Here is an 18,022-nt window from a genome sequence, read left to right as displayed (position 1 = left end):
CAGGCGCGGCCGGTTGGCCTTTTCAGCCGCGCAACGCCTTGCGCCCCGGCGGCGTAGGGCTTGTCCTTGGCTCCGCCGAGCCCGTCGAAGGGCCGGCGTGGGATGGGCCCGAGTGGGGATGACGATGGACACGCAAAAGTCGGACAGGCTGGCCATGGGCCGCCGATCGTTTCTACGGGCCGCCGCCCTGGCCGCCGCGACGCCGATCCTGACCGAGGCCCACCTGGCCCAGGCCGCCCAGACCAGCTCCCCCCAGACGGGCGCCGCCCCGCCCTCGGGCATGGCCCTGCACGGTCAAAGCCCCAACGCCCCGCCGCCCGGCGCGGTGCTGATCAACGCCAATGAGAACCCGCTGGGTCCGTCCAAGGCCGCCTGCGACGCCATTGTCCGCGTCGCCCCGCTGGGCGGCCGCTACGACCTCAACGGCGAGACCGCCATGCTGGTCTCGACCTTCGCGGCCCAGCACGGCCTGAAGGAAGACCACATCGCCGTCTATGCCGGGTCGTCCGAGCCGCTGCACTATGCGGTGCTGGCCTTCACCTCGCCGACCCGCAGCTTCGTCACCGCCGACCCCTCCTACGAGGCCGGGATGCGGGCGGCGATGACCAGCCAGGCCAAGGTGGTCAAGGTGCCGCTGGCCGCCGACTACGGCCACGACGTCAAGGCCATGGTCGCCGCCGACCCGCAGGCGGGGGTGATCTATATCTGCAACCCCAACAACCCGACCGGCACCACCACCGCCAAGCAGGACATCGTCTGGGCGCTGGACAACAAACCGGCCGGCTCGATCCTGCTGGTCGACGAGGCCTATATCCACCTGTCCGACGCCGGCGACGTGCTGGACATGGTGGCGGCCGGCAAGGACCTGATCGTCCTGCGGACCTTCTCGAAGATCTACGGCATGGCCGGCATCCGCTGCGGCTTCGCGGTCGGACGGCCCGACCTGCTGGCCAAGCTGGCGCCGTTCGGCCAGAACGCCATGCCGATCACCGGCTCGGCCGCGGCCCGCGCCTCGCTGGAGGACCCGACCCTGGTCCCGACCCGCAAGAAGATCATCGGCGACACCCGCCGCGACACCCTGGCCTGGCTGAAGGCCAACAATTACAAGGTCATCGGCGCGCCCGAGACCAACTGCTTCATGATCGACACCGGCCGCGACGGCAAGTCGGTGATCGCCGCCATGAAGGCCCAGAACGTCTATATCGGCCGCACCTGGCCGATCTGGCCCAACGCCGTGCGGGTCTCGGTCGGCACGCCAGAGGAGATGGCCAAGTTCAAGACGGCGTTCAAGACGGTGATGGACAGCAAGGCTGTGGCGATGGCCGAGCCGGCCCGCGGCGTGGAGCAAGCGGCATTGGACTACTACGCGGTGCTCTGAAGCGGGCCTACGACCTTCTGGACGGAGTGACGCAAGGCGCCTTGGCTATGAAGGCGGACTTCCCAGGTCGCCCCAGGGTGTCGCTCTTGACCCGCCCTACATCATGAGGTGCATTGGGAAGATCCGCGACCCCGGGGGTGTCTCGCCACGCTTGAATGGCGTTGGCCACGGGGGCGCGACGAGCGCGAGAGTCCGTGTATGCGTGAACTGCCCCTGGTCTGGCGCCTAGGCCTTGTCGCCATCGCTGTCGCAGCCCTGGTTTTCGTGGCCTGGAAATCGGCCGCGTCCAAGGACGACTGGATGGGCGAGCACCTGGCGGAGTTCCTCGGCGCGGTCGCCAGCGCGGCCGCCCTGGCCTTCATCGCCTATGCCGCCAACATCCAGGCGCGGCAGGCGCGCAGCCAGGAACTGCTCAACGCCTATGACCTGGCGCGCGGCGACCTGGGGGCCCAGGCGCGCACGATCGCCATCACCGCGCGGCTCGTCGTGGAGGAGAAGAAGGGCGGCGGCCAGGGCAAGCTGGAAGTCTACCAGAGGGCCTATGACGCCGGCGACCGGACCGCCTTCGCTCAGTTGATCATCCAGCCCCGGCGCATCATCGAGGCCTTCGACGGCGAGGCGGGCAAGCGGCTGAAACACCAGGCGCTGCGCTACATCGCGATCTTCGACAGCGTGGCCGCGCTGACCCAGGAGCAGGCGCTGGAATCGGTGCTGTTCCGCCTGCCGCTCGGTCGCGCCTACTGCGTACTGAAGATCGCGCTGCAGGACGACAGGAGCGGGCGACTGGCGGGGTTCCTGAAACTCTCGCCCGATCCCGAGCCCATGCTTTCCGAGGACCAGCCATGAACCGGGAAATCGCAGGTGACCTCGTCCAGCGCTGGCTCAAGGCGGAGTCCTCCGACCACGCCTTGCTGGTCGGCTGCGACTATGACGACGGCCAGCACGAGGAGCTGCTGTCGATCACCGGCGTGGCGCCGAACCTGTCGCTCATTTGCGACGGCCCTGACGGCGTGGTGCGGGTGCCGTTGGGCTTGGTCCGGAATGGCCGGCTGCACGTCCCAGACGACAGCCCCCTGATCGCCGCCATCGAGGCGCTCGTGGCGCCGCATGAGCGTCGGGAGGCCGAGATGAGGCGGGACCTCGGCCCCGGCTATCCGTTCAGCGTGTCGTCGTCGGACGTCCCGACGCTGCACGCCGCCGAGATGGCGCGGCGGCAGGACCTCCTGCCGGACAAGCAGACCCGCGAACGACAGTTCTTCGCCCTCAAGCGCAACGATCTCCATCACCAGGCCGTCGAGGTCGCCAAGGTTTGGCGACGGCTGGCCTCGTCCCGGGACGAGCCGTGGGGCGACATCGCCGTGGCCCTGGCTGCCCACCTGCGCGCGACGGGCCATCCGGTCGCGGCGATCCAGACCGTCCACGAGACGCTGGAGGATCGCACGCTCCGCGCCACCCAGCACGAAAAGGCCAAGCTATGGACGGTCGAGGCCGCGTCCTGGCTCGACAGATACGCGCGCAAGGGCGGCGAGGCGTCCGACCTGGCCAAGGCCAGGCAGGTCGCCGCCCGGGTCTGGGCCATGGAGGCCGAGCGGGAGCACGTCGAGATCAGCCATGTCTATGACCGCCTGAAGGCCCTGGAAGCCGATCCTTTGCGTCGGTGAGGGCGTTTGCTCAAGCCGCCGTAGCCCTGGAGGCGCGCAGGATTGAACGACAGGGCTGGGGCGAGATCAAGGAAGGCCCCGGATCGCCCGTCCCCAGGGTGGTTTCCGATCGTTAACGAACCTTAAGTACCGCGCCAAAGCCGCTCATGCATAGACTGATCAAATGATCACACGGCGTAATTTCTCCCTTCTGCTATCCGGCGGCCTGGCGGCTCCGGCTCCGGCAGCGCTGGCGGCGGCCCCGGTCCCCGCACTCCGCCGCGCGGAGGCTCGTCGCTTGCAAAAATACGCCGAGACGACCCACCCGCGCGGGTGGGAAGCCGCCGCGGATCCGGCGTGGCGGTCGGGTTGGGACAGGCTCGCGGCCGAAGCCGATGGCCTGACGACGGAGGCCTGGGTCATGGGCCTCGTGGCTCGGTTGGCTTGGTTCCGCGACGGACACACGACCATCTACACGCATATGATCAAGCTCCCAGGCTTCGACCTCGACCTGCCGATCACAGCCAGCCCCTTTTTCGACGGCCTTTACGTCACCGCCGCCAAGGCGGAGGGCGCGGCGTTGCTGGGCGGCCGGATCGTGCGGGTCGACGGGGTCGCCGTCGAGCAGGTCCTGCGCGCCTTCGCAGCCGTATGGCCCGCCAACAACGCCGCCGGGGCCTATCACCACGCCGGCCTCGCCCTGAAGCCCGCGGTCCTGCGCGGGGCGCGACTGGCCGGGCCGGCAGCTGTGTCAGCGCCGGTCACCCTCGAAGCGGAGGTCGAGGGGTCAGTCGTCAAGGTCGCGCTGACGCCGCGTCCGGATGGCGGCGATGCGCTGGTCGCGCTTTCACGCAAGCTCTGGCCGGTCGAGGCCTGGCGGCCGGGCGCCCAGGCCAACTTCGTCCATGCAGACGGCAAGGTGCTGGTCATCGCCTTCGATCGCCTGAGCGACAAGCGCGACTCGATCCTGGCTTTCGTGCGCGACGCCTTTGCGGCGATGGAAACCCCTGAGATCGAACGTGTCGTTCTGGACCTGCGCCGTAACGACGGCGGCAACAATTTCATGGGCGAGGGCCTGAGGCGGCGCCTCGAGCGGTCCCGGTTCAACCGGCCCGGCGGCCTTTACGTGCTCACCAGCGGGAAGACCTTTTCCGCAGCCCAGAACCTGACCTCGCGGATAGAGCGGGAGACCTGGGCGGTATTCGTGGGCGAACCCAGCGGCGGCGCGCCCAACCACTACGGCGACGCCATGCCGTTCCAGGCCGACGGGTTCCCGGCCTATGTCTCGACCCTCCCCTGGTTCGACTCCGACCCCTTGGACAAGCGCATCTGGACCATGCCCGACGTCCTGGTCCCGCTCCGATTCGCGGACTGGACGGCCGGCCGGGATGCGGCGATGGAGGCCGCATGCGCCCATGTCGACAACCGGACGCTTGATGACCTGAGCGAAGCGCGCACCCTGTATTCCGACCGCCCCAGCCAGAAGGCTGAGTGGAAGCCATTCTGGATATGAACCTCAGGCGCTTGTGGTTCGCCGAAAGGTCGTCCTCGATTTCATCGAAAGCCTTCTGGAGAAGGTTCGCGACGATGATCGTGACAGCGCCTCACGCCGCCGATCTGGCGAACCGCCCTAACCCCGCTCCTTGGTCCGCTCGAACCGCACCTTCGGATAGCGCTCGGCGACATAGCCGATCTCCCACGAAGACTTGCCCAGGAACACCGGCTGCTCGTCGATGTCGTGGGCCATGGCCGAGCGGTGCTTGTTGGTGAAGTCCTCGACGTCGGCGCGCTCGCCGTTGACCCAGCGGGCCTCGGCGTAGGGGGCGGCCTCGAAGATGCAGTCCAGGGCGTATTCGTTGGCCAGGCGGTCGGCCATGACCTCGAACTGCAGCTGGCCGACGGCGCCGACGATGAAGTCGGAGCTGCCGATCATCGGCCGGAACAGCTGGGTCACGCCCTCCTCGGCCAGGCCCTCCAACGCCTTCTTCAGGTGCTTGGCCTTCAGCGGATCCTTGACCCGCACGCGGCGCAGGATCTCCGGGGCGAAGTTGGGCAGGCCGGCGAAGCGCAGGGTCCCGGTCTCCGACAGGCTGTCGCCGACCCGCAGCACCCCGTGGTTGGGAATGCCGATCACGTCGCCGGCGAAGGCGTCCTCGGCCAGTTCGCGGTCCGACGCGAAGAACATGATCGGGGCGTTGACGCTCATCGCCTTGCCGGTGTTCTGGGCCTTGAGCTTCATGCCGCGGGTGAAGCGGCCGCTGGTCAGGCGCAGGAAGGCGATGCGGTCGCGGTGGTTGGGGTCCATGTTGGCCTGGACCTTGAACACGAAGCCCGAGACCTCGCTGTCGCCGGGCGCCACGTGGGTGTCGACCCCGGCCTTGCTGACCTTGGCCGGGTGCGGCGGCGGGGCGTAGGCGCCGATGCCGGCCAGCAGTTCGTTGACGCCGAAGTGGCGCAGGGCCGAACCGAAGAACACCGGCGTCATGTGGCCTTCCAGGAACGACTGCACGTCGAACGGCTTGGCGGCCTCGGACACCAGCATGGCCCCCTCTTCCACCTCGGCCAGCTCCTCGGGGTCGAGGTACTGCACCACCGCGTTCGACTTCAGGGCCACCGGGTCGGGATGGCCTTCCTCGTCGGTCGAGCTCTTCTTGGCGTAGGGAATGAATTTCTGGCCGCGCAGGTCGAGCATGCCCTTGAACCGTCCGCCCGAGCCCGCCGGCCAGTAGAGCGGCGCCGGGTCCAGGGCCAGCTTCGAGGACACCTCGTCCAGCAGCTCGAACGGGTCCTGGGCCTCGCGGTCCATCTTGTTGATGAAGGTGATGATCGGGATGTCGCGCAGGCGGCAGACCTCGAACAGCTTCAGGGTCTGGGGTTCGATGCCCTTGGCGGCGTCCAGCACCATGATCGCGGCGTCGGCGGCCGTCAGGGTGCGGTAGGTGTCTTCGGAGAAGTCCTCGTGGCCCGGGGTGTCCAGCAGGTTGAACATCAGGCCGTCGTGGTCGAAGGTCATGACGCTGGCGCTGACCGAGATGCCGCGCTCGCGCTCGATCTTCATCCAGTCGGACTGGGTGCGGCGGGCCTGGCCGCGGGCCCGCACCGCGCCGGCCGCGCGGATCGCCCCGCCGGCCAGCAGCAGGTTCTCGGTCAGGGTGGTCTTGCCGGCGTCGGGGTGGCTGATGATCGCGAAGGTGCGCCGACGCGCGGCCTCGAGGGCGAGGGAGGTGCTCATCCCCGGGGGTTAGCTCCCCGAGGCCGCCTTGTCACCCTCTGCCGACGCCTTGTCGGTGGACTTGGCCCCGTCGGACGCCTTGTCGCCCGGGCCGGCCTTGGCCTCGATGTCCTTGAGCATGGCCTGGGCCGCCTCGACCTCGCCGCCGCCGTGCGGACTGCTGGCCAGCGGATTGAGCAGGGTGCGGGCCAGGTCCAGGTCCTTGATCTGGATCAGGGCCCTGGCCGCGTCGAGGCGCAGGTGGCCCACCTGCGGCGCCAGCACCACCGCCCGGACGCGGATATCGACCATGGCGTCGGTCAGCGGCTCCAGGCCGTGGGCCTCGGCATAGCCGTGCAGGGTCTCGGGGTTGTCCGGATTGACCTTGAAGGCCCGGGCGAACAGCTTGCCGGCCTGGGTGAAGGCGGCGGCGCGCTGGGCCGGGTCGTCCGGAGCCGCGGCCAGACGGCTTTCGCCAAGCGCCACCAGCGCGTCCTCGTCCTTGGGATCGGCGGCCAGCAGTTCCTCGAGGATCGCCTCGCCCGCCTTGCGGTCGCCGAACGTCGTCTCGGCCTTGGCCAGGATCAGTTGGCTGAAGCGCTCTTTCGGCCGCTTGGCCGCGGCGGCGCGGATGTCGGCCAGGGTCTCGGCTCGGTCGTCCTTGGCCACGCCCAGCTTCAGGCGCTGGCCCTCCAGGATCAGGTCGTCGGCGCCCGGCGGCAGGTGGGTCACGGTCATCACGGGATCCGCGGAGCCCGTCCGCGGCAGCGCCCCGGCCGGGATCGGCCGGTTCATGTAGGTCTGCAGCTTGCGGCGCAGGCCCTCGGGATCGTCGCCATAGATCTTCGCCCACGCCTTCACCGGATCGTTGCCGTCGCGTACGAGCTCGAGATAGCGGCTCAGCAGCTTGTGCCGCGCCGGGTCCGACAGGATGTAGTGGGTCAGCAGCCAGGCCTGGGCGTAGTAGGCGTAGACGTCGCGCTCCTTCAGGGCGCCAGGACGCTTGCTCAGCAGGTCCTCCATGGGGATCCAGCCGCCCGGCTGGGTCAGGCTGTAGGCCCGGCCGCGGTTCACCCCGCCCACCACCATGCGCGTCTTGGCCAGGTCGGCGGTCATGTAATATTCGGCGTAGCCCTCGACCAGCCAGGCCGGATAGGCGCTGGGATAGTACTGCAGCATGAAGTGGTGCACATATTCGTGCAGCACCGTGTCGTCGCCTTTGTTCTGGTCGAATTCGTCGCCATCGCGGATCGCCACCACGAACACCTCGGGCACGGACGACAGATAGACGCCGGCCATGCCCTCCTTGGCCTTCGGGATCACGCGCCTCAGCTGCCCGAGGTTCGAGACCAGGTAGACCGGCAGCTTGCGCGGGGTGACCTCGTCCTCCGGCCGTCCGTGCAGCCGGCGCAGCAGGGAGTCGAAATCCTCCAGCATGGCCGCGTACTCGCGCACCGACCTGTCGCTGCGGCCATAGACCACGAAGTGGTCGCTCTCGGCCCGCAGCCATTCCGCCCTGGCCGGCGCCCCGGCCGTCAGCAAGGCCGCCGCCGCAAAACCCATCAGGGCCTTGCGCCCCATCGAGAGGCCCTTCCGGCTCATCTCACGCTCCCCCACAACGTCGCGTTGAACATGCCGGCGAGCGAGAGACGAAGCAAGGGCGGAAAACGGCGCGCCGCCAAGCTGTCGGCGACGCGCCGCGGCTGCGGCGTCACGCCCCATACTTGGCCTACGAAAATGCGGGAACGACCCTAGTCAGTGTAGGGTTTTAGAGTCATGCTGAGCTTACTGCGGACCAGCCTCCGGCAAGTGGGGCGCCGCGAAAGAGGAAACGACAATGGCTATGGTCCACGAGCCGCGTCACAAGCGCGGCGCCTGCACCCCCCAAGGTAACGCGCTCTGCCTGGGCGTCGCGTTCGCCGGCCTGGTGATCGTGGCGATGATGCTGAGCTGGCTGTTCGGCCTGATCGACCTGCTCCTTTAGGCGATCAGGGTTTCCGGGCCGGAGCACGGCCCCAAAGGAGGCGCCTTTCGAAGGCGGCCAGTCGAAGCCGGCCTCGGCGCGTGCGGTGTGGCCGTCAAGCCGCCAGGCGGCGCCAGACCTGGCGATCGGCTTCGACATTGCTCAGGGCGCCGGCCTTCTGGCGCTCGAACAACGATCCCATGATCTCCAGGCCCAGCTGGGCGTAACGCACCTGCACCTGGTCGACCAGGCAACCGCGCGACGGGGCGATGAACAGGGCCGCGTTGACGTCCGGCGCCTTGGCGATGATCAGGGCGGCCAGGCGCTGGGCCTTCTCCAGATCCTTGTGATGCAGCAGCGGCTCGGCGGCATAGAGTTCCTGGCCCAGCTTGCCGACGTAGTTCAGCGACACCTTGGCGAAACGATCGCGGGTGAGCGGCGGGGCCAGTTCGGCCGCGTCGAGGCTGAGAACGACGTCGTTGAGCAGGAAGAGCATCGGAACCTTGCTGAGGCCTGGCGGCGGCGGACGGGAATCGGCGCGAAAGGAAAGCCGTGCGTCACCCTGCCGCATCGAGCTTTCGCTCCGGTTTAGGAGGACGGTTAACGCGGCGGGATATGAGACGTCCAGGCAACCTCCGGGACGCGATCATGGCTTGGCGCGCGGGCCTAGGGGCCCCATCTGGAGACCTCGTTCCGCTGGAGGCAAAGCTTGATTCCCCCTGACAAGACCCTGCCCGACGAGCTGGTGCGCGAAATCGCCGCGGCCCTGGACGACACGGGCTTCCGCCGGGTCGCCCCCGCCGAAACCGACGCCCTGCTCGGCCCCGACGCCGTGGCCGGCTGGAAGGCCTTCGCCGACAGCTGGAACGACCTGGGCCTGGACCGCTTCATGGCCGACGGCGGCCGCTATCGCCGGCGGCGGTTCGCGGCCTTCTCGGCCTCGCCTGGCCCGGACTCTTCTGACGGGATCGTCCGCAAGCCGCACCAGCCGCACTACCAGAGCCGCGACTACAACGGCCTGAACGGCGGGGTGCAGCGCTGGTTCGAGCCGGTGCTCGACAAGGTGGCCCAGCATTCGGTGACGCAGAACCTGCTTCGCGCGGGGCTGGCGCTGTTCCATCCGCTGACGGTCGATCCGCCGCGCAGCTGGCACGTGGAGCTGCACCAGTTCCGCATCGAGGCGGCCGACGGCGAGACGGGCCTGCCCACGCCCGAGGGCGCCCACCGCGACGGCGTCGACTGGGTGATCGTCATGCTGGTCGACCGCCGCAACGTCGCCAGCGGCGTCACAGACATCTTCGCCAACGACGGCGCGCAATTGGGCGCCTTCACCCTGGAGCGCCCGCGCGACGCGGTCTTCCTCGACGACCACCGCGTGATGCACGGCGTGACGGCGATCCATCCGCTGGAAGCGGGGGCTCCGGCGCGGCGGGACGTCCTGGTGGCGACGTTCCGGCGGGAGTGAGCGGGGTTCAACCGCTTCTACGGCAGTCGTCGAAAGCCTGAATCCGATGTCATCCCGGAAGCCTCGCAGAGGCTGTCCGGGACCCAGGGGACTGGGCTGATGCGGTGCGGTTCACCTGGGTCCCGGACAAGCGCTACGCGCTTTCCGGGATGACAACGGCTGGTGGGTCGTCGGGAAGTTTCAGGGCGTCAGCCCCGTTCCCCCTCCACCGGCTCCGTCAGGAAGTGCCGTCCCTCGCGGTCCTCGATCTCGACCACCCAGATGTCCGGGTCGATCCGCGCGGCGCGTTCGGCGTAGGCGTCGAGGTCAGGCTCGAAGTCCGAACGGACCGGCTGCATCCAGAACCGCTCGCCGTCGCCGCGCGTGGCCTCGCTGTAGAGCCTGGCGGTGTTGGCGCGGCGGTCGACGGCCTTGACCAGCACGGCCCCGGCCCGCGGATCGCCCTTGCGGGCCACCATGGCGAAGGCCCCGCCCAGCTCCGCGCGGCGGATAAGCGCGCCGACCCAGATATCCGTCGAAAGAAGCATCGCTAACCGAACCGCAACCTCGGCGCCCTAAGGCTGCCTGCTGAAACCGCTCTCGCAGAATACGAGATCATGACGTCAAGAAAGACCCCCAAGCGCGCCAGCGCGCGCTCGGATCCTTACTGTAGAGCCTTTTTGTCCCCTTCGAACCTCGTTCGAAGGAGAAAGGCTCTATGGGTTTTGATGGCGCGGTGGCTAGGGGCTTTTGTCATGACCGCCGGGTTCGGCGCGTCGAGCGCGTCCCATGCCGCCACGGCCGCCGACCAGCTCTACGAACGCACGCTGATGACCTCGGCCGACGCCCGCTGCCGGCTGTTCAGGCCCGCCGTCGGCTCGGCCCTGGACGCCGCCCGCGCCCAGGCGCGCGGCGCGACCCTGCGCTCGGGCGCCAGCGAGGTCCAGGTCCAGGCGGTAGAGCAGCGGGCCCGGGCGAAGGCCGGCGCCGCAGCCTGCGGCTCCCGCGACCTGCAGACCGCCGCCGGCCGCGTGCGCCAGGCGTTCGACGGCTATTCGACCCTGCAGCGGATGACCTATCCCGGCGACCGCGCGACCTGGCAGGCCGACCGCTCGGTGTCGGCCACCATCCCGGTCTGGCGGCTTTCGCAGCCGGCGGGGTTTGGGCGCGACCGGCTGGTGTTCGGCCTGTCGGGACGGTCCAACGACATGCTGGCGGTGGCGACCTTCGCCGACGACGCCCAGCCCTACGCCGCGCGCCTGGTCGTGCGCGACACCCTGCGCACCCAGGGGCCCTACCTGAACGCCCGCAACGCCAAGGGCCTGGCCGCCAACGCCGCGCCGCGCAACGCCAGCCGGGTGTTCGCCGCCGAGACCCGCGACATGGCGCCCCTCGCCCTGCTGCCGGCCGGCGCCAAGACGGGCCTGTCGTTCCGCTTCCCCCGCGAGGCCGCCGACGCCATGAACCGCCTGGACCCGCGCGAAGCCGCGACCGTCGAGTTCGTGTTCACCAGCCGCAGCGGCGTGGACGTGGTGCGACGGGCCTATGTGGAGGTCGGGGATTTCGCGGCAGGACGAGCGTTTTTGCGGTAGTTCGCGAAGATCCTCCCCCTTTGGGGGAGGATCACCTCGGCGGCGCGAACTTCACGACGTTCGGGCCCAGTTCCGGTTCTTCCGGCGGTTCGGGCGCCGGCTCCAGCAGCGGGGCCTCCATGGCCGGACGCGAGGCCCGCAGCAGCACCGGCAGGCGCACCGAGACGCTGGTGCCCGCGCCCAGGCGGCTCTCGATGGTCATCTCGCCGCCGTGCAGCCGGGCGAAGGCCCGCACCAGCGACAGGCCCAGGCCCGTGCCCTTGGCCCGCTGGTCGACGCCGCCGGCCTGCTCGTAGGGACGGCCCAGGCGCTCGAGGTCCTCGGGAGAAATCCCGACCCCGGTGTCGGCGACGACCAGCTCCAGTTCGCCGTCGTGGCCGTCGGCCGTCACGATCACCTGGCCGCCGCGCGGCGTGAACTTCAGGGCGTTGGACAGCAGGTTCAGCACGATCTGCTTGAGGGCCCGGCGGTCGGCGTCGACCTCCAGCTCGTCCGGCGGCAGGACGCCGCGCAGTTGAACCCCGGCCGCGTCGGCCTGGACGCGCAGCAGGCGCATGGCCGCCGTCACCGCCTCGCGGGCGTCGAACTCGCCGCGCTGCAGCTCGAACCGCTCGGCCTCGATCTTGGACATGTCCAGCACGTCGTTGATCAGGTCCAGCAGGTGGCCGCCGCTTTCGTGGATCAGTTCGGCATATTCGCCGTAGCGGTCGGTCAGGGGCCCGAACATCCGGGCGCGCATGATGTCGGAGAAGCCCATGATGGCGTTCAGCGGCGTGCGCAGCTCGTGGCTCATATTGGCCAGGAAGCGGGCGCGGCCGGCCGCAAGGCCCTCGGCCTCGGCCCGGGCCTGGCGCAGGGCCGTCTCGCGGGCCTTGTCCAGCGTGGCGTCGCGCATCACGCCCACCAGCAGGTCGGGCGAGACCTGGCGCAGGTCCAGGCACACGGTGCGGGTCGGGTCCAGCAGCGGGGCGAAGGTGACGCTGGCCTCGCCGGCGTCCAGCGCGGTCGCCAAGGCGGCGCTGACCTTCTGGCGGTCGCCGGCCACGGCGGCGGAGGCCAGGCCGTCGGCCAGGTTGGCCGTCGCCACGCCGCGCGGCGCGGCCCCGCGCACGGTCCGGACCCGGCCGTCGCTGGCCACCACCAGCAGCAGCTGCGGCGCGCCGTCGACCAGGGTCTGCAGGGTGTTCAGCTCGCTGACCTGACGGCTGTCGCGCTCGCCGGCGCGGCGGTGGGTGAGGATCAGGCCCGAGGCCAGGCCCACCCCGACGGTCGCCACCGACAGGAAGCCGAGGACGAAGGCCAGCGGCCCCGTGGGCGCGGGCGGCGCCAGGCCCGACAGCTGGGTCAGGGCCGCCACCGCGCCGCCGATCAGGGCCAGGCTGGCGCCCTCGGCCAGCCGTCGCGGGGAGGACAGGGTCGAAGCCGCCGCCACCGGGGCCAGGATCCAGGCGCTCATCGCGCCGGAGACGCCGCCAGTCACCACCGCCGCACCCGCGCCGCAGGTGGCCCACAGCACCAGGATCAGGGATTGCAGCCGCTCGTCGCGTCGATCGCCCACCGCCAGGGCGGCCAGGGCCGGGACCGCGCCGGCCGCCAGGGCCAACCAGACCGGCAATCCGACCACGCCGGGCGTGAAGGCCGCCGCGCCGGTCGCGAAGATCACGGTCGCCAGCCAGCCCAGCCGCCACAGATGCGCCGCGCCGAAGGCCCCCGTCGGAGACGAGGCCTGGCCCGGCCCGAGGCCGGTCTGGAACGAGGCGCCGTCGATGGGCAAGGCCGCGAGAATCCCTTCCGGTGAGTCTTCGTCGTCGAAGCTTAACGCCGCGAGCCCCCCGGCCCAAGGCCGCACAATCGGCGGGCGATCGTTAACGCCAGAGCTTCTTGTGGACGGAAACGGATTCGTAAGCGCCTTGGTTCATCCTGGTCCATCGAAGTTACGGACAGAAGGTCCGGGAGTCCCTGATGTCGCCACCGGCGATCACCGATGCGTCGGGCCATGCCGAGACGCCGCGCGAGAGCGCCGGCGCCGACACCGGCCTGATGTCTCAGACCACCGCCTTCCGGCGGGCGGCGGCGCGCGCGCGGCGCAAGCAGGCGCTGGACGACCAGAAGCGCTCGTTCCTGCGCATGGTCAGCCACGAACTGCGCACCCCCCTGAACGCGGTGATCGGCTTTTCCGAGATCCTGTCCTGCGAGCTCTACGGCCCCCTGGGCGCGCCGCAGTACAAGGAATACGCCAGCCTGGTGCACGAGAGCGGCCTGAAGCTGCTGCGTCTGGTCAACCAGATCGTCGAGATCGCCCGCCTGGAAGGCCACGTCACCGACCTGGACCTGGGCGAGGAGAACCTGGACGACGCTGTCGAGGACGTGATCCTGCAGCTGCGCGGCGAGGCGAACGCCCGCGGGGTCAGCATCGTCGTGCCCGAGGCCGGGACCCTGCCCAGCCTGCGGGCCGACGGCCGGGGCCTGCGCACCATCCTGAGCAACCTGCTGCAGAACGCCCTGACCCACTCGCCGCAGGGCGGGCTGGTGGTGGTCGAGGCCCGGCAGACGGGCGGCGGGCTGGTCGAGATCGAGATCCGCGACCATGGCGAAGGCGCCGACCCGGCCGACCTGCCCCGGCTGATCCGCCCGTTCGAACAGGGCGGGGCCACCCTGACCCGCGCGTCGGAGGGCGCCGGCCTGGGCCTGCCGATCGTCGACCTGCTGACCCGGGCGATGGACGGCGGCCTGCGGCTGAAATCCACGCCGGGCCATGGCTTCACCGCCATCGTCACCCTGCCGGACACCACGTCGCGCCCCTCGACGGCACGGGCCCGGTTCTAAGGGGCCTTTCCCTTTTCGCCCCGGCGCACTAAGTCCCGCGCCATGCAACGCTCCATCGACGCCGCCCTCGACGAACTGGCCGACGAGTTCGAACTGCTCGGCGACTGGGAAGAGCGCTATCGCTACGTGATCGAACTGGGCAAGGACCTGGCCCCGCTCAGCCAGGCCGAGCATTCCGAGGCCAACAAGGTGCGCGGCTGCGCCAGCCAGGTCTGGCTGGTGACCGAGCCCCAGGCCGACGGCACGATCACGTTCCGGGGCGACAGCGACGCCCACATCGTCAGCGGCCTGATCGCCATCCTGCTGCGGCTCTATTCGGGACGCCCGGCCAAGGACATCGTCGACTTCGACGCCGCCGCCGCCATGGCGCGGCTGGGCCTGTCGGAGGCGTTGTCGTCGCAGCGGTCGAACGGCTTGAAGGCCATGGTCGCGCGCATCCAGCGGGACGCGGCGGCGCTGGCGGGCTGAACGTCCAGCTAGTGGAAGAACCCCGCGCGCGTCCCGATGAACCAGATGGCGATCACGATCAGCACCAGCTGGATCATCCAGTTGACCGGCGACGGGATGGGGCTGCGCTGGACCGCGTAGAGCGCCAGGCCAAGCAGGACGAGGGCGACGAGGACGACGATCAGGATGCTCATGCTGGTTTAACCACCACGTCCGGCGATAGTTCCAGTCGCGCTTGAGAAGCCCGCCTTGAGGATTTGGCGTCCAGCGCCTATCAGCCCCTCATGACCTTCCGCGTCGCCGCCCTCTATCGGTTCACCACCTTCGCCGACCCGCTGACCGTCATGCGGCCGCTGTCGAAGCTGTGCTGCGGCCTGGGCGTCAAGGGCACGCTGCTGCTGGCCCGCGAGGGGATCAACGGCACGATCGCCGGGACGCCGGACGCCATCGACCAGGTGCTGGACCACATCCGCGCCCTGCCCGGCTGCGAGACGCTGGAGCTGAAGTTCGCCGACGCCGAGACGATGCCGTTCCACCGCATGAAGGTGCGGATCAAGCGCGAGATCGTCACCCTGGGGGCCGGCGACCTGGATCCGGCCAACAACGCGGGGACCTATGTCGAGCCCGCCGACTGGAACGCCCTGATCGCCCGGGACGACGTGGTGGTGATCGACACCCGCAACGCCTACGAGGCTGCGATCGGCACGTTCGAGGGCGCGGTCGATCCGAAGACCGCCAGCTTCAGCGACTTCCCGGCCTGGTTCCACGCCTTCCGCCAGACCTGGGACCCGGCCGCTGCGCCGCCCAAGGTGGCGATGTTCTGCACCGGCGGCATCCGCTGCGAGAAGTCGACCGCGTTCCTCAAGAGCGAAGGCGTGGAGGAGGTCTTCCACCTGAAGGGCGGCGTCCTGAACTATCTGGAGACCACGCCGGCCGATGCGAGCCTGTGGCGGGGCGAGTGCTTCGTGTTCGACGAGCGGGTGGCGGTGGGCCACGGCCTGGCGCCGGGAACCCACGCCCTGTGCCGGGGCTGCCGCATGCCGGTCGGCCTGGAGGACCGCGCTTCCCCGCACTATGTCGAAGGCGTCTCCTGCCCTGCTTGCCACGAGGCCCGCGACGACGAGGCCAAGGCCCGCTACGCCGAGCGGCACAAACAGGCGACCCGGGCCCGGGAATTGGGCATCGCCCATGTCGGGGCGGTGATGGGGCGCGAGACGCCCGACTGACGGCGCCCCTCCCGCCCTCGGCGTTGCGTCCACCGCCTGCCGTCGTCATATGTCGATCATGGACACCCAGACGGCCGCCCCGCTGAGCGAGCGACAGGTCACCCTGATCGCCAAGGCCCTGGCCGAGCCGCGCCGGGTGCAGATCCTCAAGGAAATCGGGGCCAACAGCGCGCCGACTGCTTGCGGCTGCATCGCCCAGTCCCTGCCCATCACCGCCGCCACCCTGTCGCACCACATGAAGGAACTGGAGAGCGCGGGCCTGATCCGCATCGTCCGCGAAGGCAAGTTCGCCTTCCTGGTGCTGCAGCGCGACGTCCTCAACGCCTACCTGGCCCAGCTCGCGGAGATCTGACGCGGAACCATCCACTCACCGCTCCTCGCCCCCTTGAAACGATTAGATGATTATCTAAATGTCGAATCGACCCGATCGGGCGCTGATGCCTCGGGCGATGGAGAGAGTTCAAGTGAGCAAGCTGCAGGGCAAGACCGCCGTGGTGACCGGCGCATCCAAGGGCATCGGCGCCGGTATCGCCAAGGCGCTGGCCGCCGAAGGCGCGGACGTGGTGGTCAACTACGCCACCAGCCGCGACGGCGCCGACAAGGTGGTGGCCGAGATCGTCGCCGCCGGCGGCAAGGCCGTGGCGGTGCAGGGCGACGTGTCCAAGGCGGCCGACGTGACCCGGCTGTTCGCCGAGGCCAAGGCCGCGTTCGGCGCGGTGGACGTGCTGGTCAACAACGCCGGCGTCTATCGTTTCGCCCCGCTGGACGAGGTGACCGAGGACGAATTCCGCCGCCAGTTCGACACCAACGTGCTGGGCCTGCTGCTGGCCAGCCAGGAGGCGGCCCGCCAGTTCGGCCCGCAGGGCGGCAGCATCATCAATATCAGCTCCAACGCCGTGGAGCTGAACCTGCCGACGGCCTCGGTCTACACCGCCACCAAGGCGTCGGTGAACGCCATCACCCGGATCCTGGCCAAGGAGCTGGGCCCGCGCAACATCCGCGTCAACGCCATCAGCCCCGGCGGCACCGAGACCGAAGGGGTCCATGACGCCGGGATCATCGGCACCGACTTCGAAAAGCACCTGGTCGCCCAGACGCCGCTGGGCCGCCTGGGCCAGCCGACCGACATCGCCCCCGTGGCGACCTTCCTGGCCTCGGCCGACGCCGGCTGGGTGACCGGCGAGGTGATCGTCGTCTCCGGCGGCCTGCGCTAGCGATCACCGCGTCCCCGTCGCCGGTCGATCCGCCGACGGGGACCGTGCGGGATCAACCCAGGCAGCCCCGCGTTATCGAAGCTTCCACTTTCCAAGGAGCTTCCCATGGCCGCCTACGACGCCTCCTACGGTACGCCCGCCGCCGCGCGGCAAGGCCTGCTCGCCACCCTGTCCGACAAGGTCTCGGGTCTGTTCAACAAGGCGCCCGCCGATCCCTACGCGCCGACCCCGCCGGCCGACTACGCCCTGAGGCCCGACGCCCAGGGCAAGGTCACCCTGGCCGGCTACAAGGTGCCCGTCGCCATCGCTGTTCTCGGGGCCGGCGTCATCGCCGCCCTGCTGATCAACCGCCGCACCCGCGCCCCGGCCATCGCCGCGGCCACCACGGCCTGGAGCTTCTTCGGATCCAAGCTGGCCAAGTAAGGCCCCGCTTCGAACCTTTCGTCGCCGCCCCGCGTTAGCCGATCCCCCAATGGACGGAGAGCCGCCATGACCCACACCAACGAAGACCATATCAAGCTCGTCAACAGCCTGGTCGAGACCACCATCGACAGCGCCGACGGCTATGCCGAAGCCGCCAAGGACGCCGACGGCGTCCGCTTCAAGACCCTGTTCCAGCAACGCGCCCAGGAACGCCGCTCGGTGGCCTCGGAGCTGCAGGACGAGGTCCGCCGGCTGGGCGGCGAGGCCAAGGACGACGGCACCATCCTGGCTGCCGCCCACCGCGCCTTCGTCAACCTGAAGGACAGCCTGACCAAGGGCGACGAAGCCGTGGTCAACGAGGTCGAGTCCGGCGAGGACTACATCAAGGCCAAGTTCGAAAAGGCCCTGCAGGACACCGACGTCCAACCCCAGACCCGCGCCGCGATCGAAAAGGCCTGGACCTCGGTCAAGTCCGGCCACGACCAGATGCGCGACATCAAGCACATGCTGAAGCACTAGGTCGAACCAAGAGCTTCTCAATTTCTGGACTTCCCTCCCCTTCATGGGGACTGTTGCGAAATTGGCTGGTTGTGATTCCCTGCTGTTGAAGCGGGAGATTTGCCGATGTCGGTGAAAGCGACGGGCCAGCTTGGGTTTG

Annotated in this window: 20 protein-coding genes; 14 read left to right on the top strand and 6 right to left on the bottom strand. The window is 69.5% G+C overall.

Annotation, left to right across the window (positions count from 1 at the left end):
* The first annotated feature begins 124 nt into the window (after nt 1–124).
* From J2X41_RS20485 to J2X41_RS20470, 4 genes are all read left to right on the top strand, one after another.
* Nucleotides 125–1,378, top strand: a complete 1,254-nt coding sequence (locus tag J2X41_RS20485) for a pyridoxal phosphate-dependent aminotransferase (RefSeq protein WP_310085131.1) — start codon at nt 125–127, stop codon at nt 1,376–1,378.
* Between the two features lie 198 nt (nt 1,379–1,576).
* The gene (locus J2X41_RS20480) at nt 1,577–2,224 is read left to right on the top strand and encodes a hypothetical protein (protein ID WP_310085129.1); all 648 of its coding nucleotides are present in this window, start codon (nt 1,577–1,579) and stop codon (nt 2,222–2,224) included.
* The gene (locus J2X41_RS20475) at nt 2,221–3,039 is read left to right on the top strand and encodes a hypothetical protein (RefSeq protein ID WP_310085126.1); all 819 of its coding nucleotides are present in this window, start codon (nt 2,221–2,223) and stop codon (nt 3,037–3,039) included. The genes J2X41_RS20480 and J2X41_RS20475 overlap by 4 nt, the downstream gene beginning before the upstream one ends.
* 163 nt (nt 3,040–3,202) lie before the next feature.
* Nucleotides 3,203–4,531 carry a hypothetical protein gene (locus tag J2X41_RS20470; RefSeq protein WP_310085123.1) on the top strand — a complete coding sequence of 443 codons (1,329 nt, stop codon included), beginning with the start codon at nt 3,203–3,205 and terminating at the stop codon, nt 4,529–4,531.
* A 117-nt stretch (nt 4,532–4,648) separates the two neighbouring features.
* On the opposite strand, the gene J2X41_RS20465 is transcribed toward J2X41_RS20470, so the two are convergent.
* Nucleotides 4,649–6,250: a peptide chain release factor 3 gene (locus J2X41_RS20465; RefSeq protein ID WP_310085121.1), complete on the bottom strand. Its 1,602-nt coding sequence runs from the start codon at nt 6,248–6,250 to the stop codon at nt 4,649–4,651.
* 9 nt (nt 6,251–6,259) lie between these two features.
* On the bottom strand, nt 6,260–7,831 hold the full coding sequence (locus J2X41_RS20460) for a hypothetical protein (RefSeq protein WP_310085119.1): 1,572 nt from the start codon (nt 7,829–7,831) through the stop codon (nt 6,260–6,262).
* A 235-nt stretch (nt 7,832–8,066) separates the two neighbouring features.
* Here J2X41_RS20460 and J2X41_RS20455 point away from each other — a divergent pair, with 235 nt between their 5' ends.
* Nucleotides 8,067–8,213 carry a hypothetical protein gene (locus J2X41_RS20455; protein WP_310085116.1) on the top strand — a complete coding sequence of 49 codons (147 nt, stop codon included), beginning with the start codon at nt 8,067–8,069 and terminating at the stop codon, nt 8,211–8,213.
* Nucleotides 8,214–8,307: 94 nt separating this feature from the next.
* Here J2X41_RS20455 and J2X41_RS20450 read toward each other — a convergent pair whose 3' ends face one another.
* Complete coding sequence (locus J2X41_RS20450) at nt 8,308–8,688, bottom strand: hypothetical protein (RefSeq protein ID WP_310085114.1); 381 nt, start codon at nt 8,686–8,688, stop codon at nt 8,308–8,310.
* 213 nt (nt 8,689–8,901) lie between these two features.
* Between J2X41_RS20450 and J2X41_RS20445 the strand changes: the two genes are divergently transcribed.
* The gene (locus J2X41_RS20445) at nt 8,902–9,657 is read left to right on the top strand and encodes a 2OG-Fe dioxygenase family protein (protein WP_404979964.1); all 756 of its coding nucleotides are present in this window, start codon (nt 8,902–8,904) and stop codon (nt 9,655–9,657) included.
* Nucleotides 9,658–9,845: 188 nt separating this feature from the next.
* Here J2X41_RS20445 and J2X41_RS20440 read toward each other — a convergent pair whose 3' ends face one another.
* On the bottom strand, nt 9,846–10,184 hold the full coding sequence (locus J2X41_RS20440; RefSeq protein ID WP_310085111.1) for a DUF1491 family protein: 339 nt from the start codon (nt 10,182–10,184) through the stop codon (nt 9,846–9,848).
* A 207-nt stretch (nt 10,185–10,391) separates the two neighbouring features.
* Here J2X41_RS20440 and J2X41_RS20435 point away from each other — a divergent pair, with 207 nt between their 5' ends.
* Complete coding sequence (locus J2X41_RS20435; protein WP_310085108.1) at nt 10,392–11,228, top strand: hypothetical protein; 837 nt, start codon at nt 10,392–10,394, stop codon at nt 11,226–11,228.
* Between the two features lie 31 nt (nt 11,229–11,259).
* On the opposite strand, the gene J2X41_RS20430 is transcribed toward J2X41_RS20435, so the two are convergent.
* A complete protein-coding gene (locus tag J2X41_RS20430) occupies nt 11,260–13,002 on the bottom strand; it encodes a HAMP domain-containing sensor histidine kinase (RefSeq protein WP_310085106.1) in 1,743 nt (580 codons plus the stop codon).
* Nucleotides 13,003–13,190: 188 nt separating this feature from the next.
* On the opposite strand from J2X41_RS20430, the gene J2X41_RS20425 reads away from it, so the two are divergent.
* Nucleotides 13,191–14,054 carry a HAMP domain-containing sensor histidine kinase gene (locus J2X41_RS20425; protein WP_310085103.1) on the top strand — a complete coding sequence of 288 codons (864 nt, stop codon included), beginning with the start codon at nt 13,191–13,193 and terminating at the stop codon, nt 14,052–14,054.
* Nucleotides 14,055–14,096: 42 nt separating this feature from the next.
* Nucleotides 14,097–14,522 carry a SufE family protein gene (locus J2X41_RS20420; RefSeq protein WP_310085100.1) on the top strand — a complete coding sequence of 142 codons (426 nt, stop codon included), beginning with the start codon at nt 14,097–14,099 and terminating at the stop codon, nt 14,520–14,522.
* A gap of 8 nt (nt 14,523–14,530) precedes the next feature.
* On the opposite strand, the gene J2X41_RS20415 is transcribed toward J2X41_RS20420, so the two are convergent.
* A complete protein-coding gene (locus tag J2X41_RS20415) occupies nt 14,531–14,695 on the bottom strand; it encodes a hypothetical protein (protein WP_310085095.1) in 165 nt (54 codons plus the stop codon).
* Nucleotides 14,696–14,785: 90 nt separating this feature from the next.
* On the opposite strand from J2X41_RS20415, the gene J2X41_RS20410 reads away from it, so the two are divergent.
* From J2X41_RS20410 to J2X41_RS20390, 5 genes are all read left to right on the top strand, one after another.
* Nucleotides 14,786–15,727 (top strand): rhodanese-related sulfurtransferase, encoded by a 942-nt coding sequence (locus tag J2X41_RS20410; RefSeq protein ID WP_310085094.1) that lies wholly within the window; start codon nt 14,786–14,788, stop codon nt 15,725–15,727.
* Between the two features lie 58 nt (nt 15,728–15,785).
* Entirely contained in the window at nt 15,786–16,079 is a 294-nt protein-coding gene (locus J2X41_RS20405) for an ArsR/SmtB family transcription factor (protein ID WP_404979963.1), read from the top strand.
* A 112-nt stretch (nt 16,080–16,191) separates the two neighbouring features.
* Entirely contained in the window at nt 16,192–16,941 is a 750-nt protein-coding gene (locus J2X41_RS20400; protein WP_310085089.1) for a glucose 1-dehydrogenase, read from the top strand.
* 105 nt (nt 16,942–17,046) lie between these two features.
* Nucleotides 17,047–17,364: a hypothetical protein gene (locus J2X41_RS20395; RefSeq protein WP_310085085.1), complete on the top strand. Its 318-nt coding sequence runs from the start codon at nt 17,047–17,049 to the stop codon at nt 17,362–17,364.
* A 66-nt stretch (nt 17,365–17,430) separates the two neighbouring features.
* Nucleotides 17,431–17,883 carry a PA2169 family four-helix-bundle protein gene (locus J2X41_RS20390; protein ID WP_310085082.1) on the top strand — a complete coding sequence of 151 codons (453 nt, stop codon included), beginning with the start codon at nt 17,431–17,433 and terminating at the stop codon, nt 17,881–17,883.
* Nucleotides 17,884–18,022: the final 139 nt, after the last annotated feature.

This window comes from Caulobacter sp. BE254 (assembly GCF_031457295.1).
Classification (GTDB): domain Bacteria; phylum Pseudomonadota; class Alphaproteobacteria; order Caulobacterales; family Caulobacteraceae; genus Caulobacter.
Note: the sequence above shows the minus strand (reverse complement) of the source record. Positions and strands in the feature narration are given on the sequence as shown.

Bases quoted from the DNA above. Each gene is read 5' to 3' on its own strand.
- J2X41_RS20485 (WP_310085131.1), top strand. From the start codon at position 125: ATGGACACGCAAAAGTCGGACAGGCTGGCCATGGGCCGCCGATCGTTT.
- J2X41_RS20480 (WP_310085129.1), top strand. From the start codon at position 1,577: ATGCGTGAACTGCCCCTGGTCTGGCGCCTAGGCCTTGTCGCCATCGCT.
- J2X41_RS20475 (WP_310085126.1), top strand. From the start codon at position 2,221: ATGAACCGGGAAATCGCAGGTGACCTCGTCCAGCGCTGGCTCAAGGCG.
- J2X41_RS20470 (WP_310085123.1), top strand. From the start codon at position 3,203: ATGATCACACGGCGTAATTTCTCCCTTCTGCTATCCGGCGGCCTGGCG.
- J2X41_RS20465 (WP_310085121.1), bottom strand. From the start codon at position 6,250: ATGAGCACCTCCCTCGCCCTCGAGGCCGCGCGTCGGCGCACCTTCGCG.
- J2X41_RS20460 (WP_310085119.1), bottom strand. From the start codon at position 7,831: ATGAGCCGGAAGGGCCTCTCGATGGGGCGCAAGGCCCTGATGGGTTTT.
- J2X41_RS20455 (WP_310085116.1), top strand. From the start codon at position 8,067: ATGGCTATGGTCCACGAGCCGCGTCACAAGCGCGGCGCCTGCACCCCC.
- J2X41_RS20450 (WP_310085114.1), bottom strand. From the start codon at position 8,688: ATGCTCTTCCTGCTCAACGACGTCGTTCTCAGCCTCGACGCGGCCGAA.
- J2X41_RS20440 (WP_310085111.1), bottom strand. From the start codon at position 10,184: ATGCTTCTTTCGACGGATATCTGGGTCGGCGCGCTTATCCGCCGCGCG.
- J2X41_RS20435 (WP_310085108.1), top strand. From the start codon at position 10,392: ATGACCGCCGGGTTCGGCGCGTCGAGCGCGTCCCATGCCGCCACGGCC.
- J2X41_RS20425 (WP_310085103.1), top strand. From the start codon at position 13,191: ATGTCGCCACCGGCGATCACCGATGCGTCGGGCCATGCCGAGACGCCG.
- J2X41_RS20420 (WP_310085100.1), top strand. From the start codon at position 14,097: ATGCAACGCTCCATCGACGCCGCCCTCGACGAACTGGCCGACGAGTTC.
- J2X41_RS20415 (WP_310085095.1), bottom strand. From the start codon at position 14,695: ATGAGCATCCTGATCGTCGTCCTCGTCGCCCTCGTCCTGCTTGGCCTG.
- J2X41_RS20410 (WP_310085094.1), top strand. From the start codon at position 14,786: ATGACCTTCCGCGTCGCCGCCCTCTATCGGTTCACCACCTTCGCCGAC.
- J2X41_RS20405 (WP_404979963.1), top strand. From the start codon at position 15,786: ATGGACACCCAGACGGCCGCCCCGCTGAGCGAGCGACAGGTCACCCTG.
- J2X41_RS20395 (WP_310085085.1), top strand. From the start codon at position 17,047: ATGGCCGCCTACGACGCCTCCTACGGTACGCCCGCCGCCGCGCGGCAA.
- J2X41_RS20390 (WP_310085082.1), top strand. From the start codon at position 17,431: ATGACCCACACCAACGAAGACCATATCAAGCTCGTCAACAGCCTGGTC.